Origin of the sequence: Aliivibrio sp. 1S175, assembly GCF_001690985.1 — a bacterium.
GTDB lineage: Bacteria > Pseudomonadota > Gammaproteobacteria > Enterobacterales > Vibrionaceae > Aliivibrio.
This window is the reverse complement of the sequence record NZ_MAJS01000030.1, coordinates 1-1,617: the sequence shown is the minus strand read 5'-3', so window position 1 is coordinate 1,617 and position 1,617 is coordinate 1. Positions and strand designations below refer to the sequence as shown.

At 33.8% G+C, this 1,617-nt stretch carries 3 protein-coding genes; all 3 read right to left on the bottom strand.

The window, feature by feature from the left end:
- Nucleotides 1-76: 76 nt before the first annotated feature.
- The 3 genes from A6E06_RS11315 to A6E06_RS11305 all read right to left on the bottom strand — a co-directional run bounded on the left by A6E06_RS11315 (nt 77) and on the right by A6E06_RS11305 (nt 1,505).
- Nucleotides 77-538 (bottom strand): GNAT family N-acetyltransferase, encoded by a 462-nt coding sequence (locus A6E06_RS11315; RefSeq protein WP_065593240.1) that lies wholly within the window; start codon nt 536-538, stop codon nt 77-79.
- Between the two features lie 173 nt (nt 539-711).
- Nucleotides 712-918: a hypothetical protein gene (locus A6E06_RS11310; protein ID WP_065593241.1), complete on the bottom strand. Its 207-nt coding sequence runs from the start codon at nt 916-918 to the stop codon at nt 712-714.
- Between the two features lie 302 nt (nt 919-1,220).
- Nucleotides 1,221-1,505, bottom strand: a complete 285-nt coding sequence (locus A6E06_RS11305) for a hypothetical protein (protein WP_065593242.1) — start codon at nt 1,503-1,505, stop codon at nt 1,221-1,223.
- Nucleotides 1,506-1,617: the final 112 nt, after the last annotated feature.

Genomic DNA, 1,617 nt, shown 5'->3' with positions numbered 1-1,617 from the left:
AATTTTAACGCCTTAATCACTGAAACTAAAGACAAACTGACAACGCCGAGTGTAGCAAATCGTGTTGATGCATTTGTTATGTGCGCTGTTGAACATTAAGTACCATTGGAACATAACGAATACCATTTAAGCTTAACTCTTCTGATACAGGCTTAAATCCTACTTTTTTATAGAAACCAAGCGCATAAATCGAAGCTTTAACGCTAATTAATTTTGCACCACTTACCGCCTTCATTTCTTCAACTAAACCCTTAGCCACACCAAAACCGTGATATTCAGTTTTAACGTAAAGATGACCAATATAACTTTCATCACGCCAAGCTATATAACCGATAATTTCGTTATCAATAGTGGCTTTAATCGCTGAATAAATACTGGCATCCTTTACCCTGTCGATATCAGATTTAAACGCCATTTTGATAGCTTTTTGACCTTCAAAATTAAGAAGAGGTACAACATGCTTATCATTAACAGCTTCACCCAATTTAAGAATTACATCTAAATCTTGATGAGTCACTTTTTCATACGAAAATTCCATTTTTACTCCTAGCACATAACGCCTGCATAACACGTTTGCTACCATGCAGATTAAGCTCAAATTTACCACTTAACACGGTAAACTCAAAGAAACCTAGAATGCCGAATGTAGCAAATCGTGTTGATGCGATTGTTATGCGTATTATTCGATGGTAAATATTACGACTAAACGGATTATATCAGTCCGAATTTTTTCATTGCATTCTTTACAACCAATATTTTTTCTTCTGGACATGGATATTTTCTCTCCGTTGATGATAGACGGTTGGGAGCTTGTTTCATTTTAATCCCATTCAATTCTTTTATATGAGCTATCCAACAACTTTTAACTGAAAAGTTATATTCTCTTTTTACGTATTCCTGTACTTTTTTATAAGTCATATTCCCATTTCCAAATTTAATGAATGCATCCAATTAAAATAACATGGTGATAAAAATAAAACTTTGATGCAGAAATAAAATGCATAGCACACAATTTGAAGTCTGTGGGATTACTCAAAAAAATATATCGCTAAGAATGATAGAAAATGAAATGTTACCGAAACGCATAACGCCTGCATAACACGTTTACTACTATGCAATTATACTTAATATTGACGCCTTAAAACGAGAAACACCCGACAACCTGAGATGCCGAGTGTAGTAAATCGTGTTGATGCATTTGTTATGCAGCTACCGGAGAGTTATGTTAACTCATGTTGTTCACACTCTAAATCCTTAATTTCAACTTCAAAATACTCACTTAGTTCTCGTTGAATACGGTGATATTCATTAATTGAAACTTCAACCACATAACCTACGAATTCTTCGTTATCATAATAACCTGAATTATCATTCTCTTCCTTAGCAACAACCATAAGACTATTATCTGATAATGCAATATGGAAATCACTCTCAAACGTTATCACATGAACAATATTATGCTTTGACACAGTAAATTGTTCACTTAACTTCAAACCAACTTTCATTTTATTTTCCTCATAGTTATTATTTCTTAATTTTGCGGCATAACGCCGCCATAACACGTGCTGACGACTCACTTTCCAAACCAATTATACTTTAAACCAAAAACGCCGAATG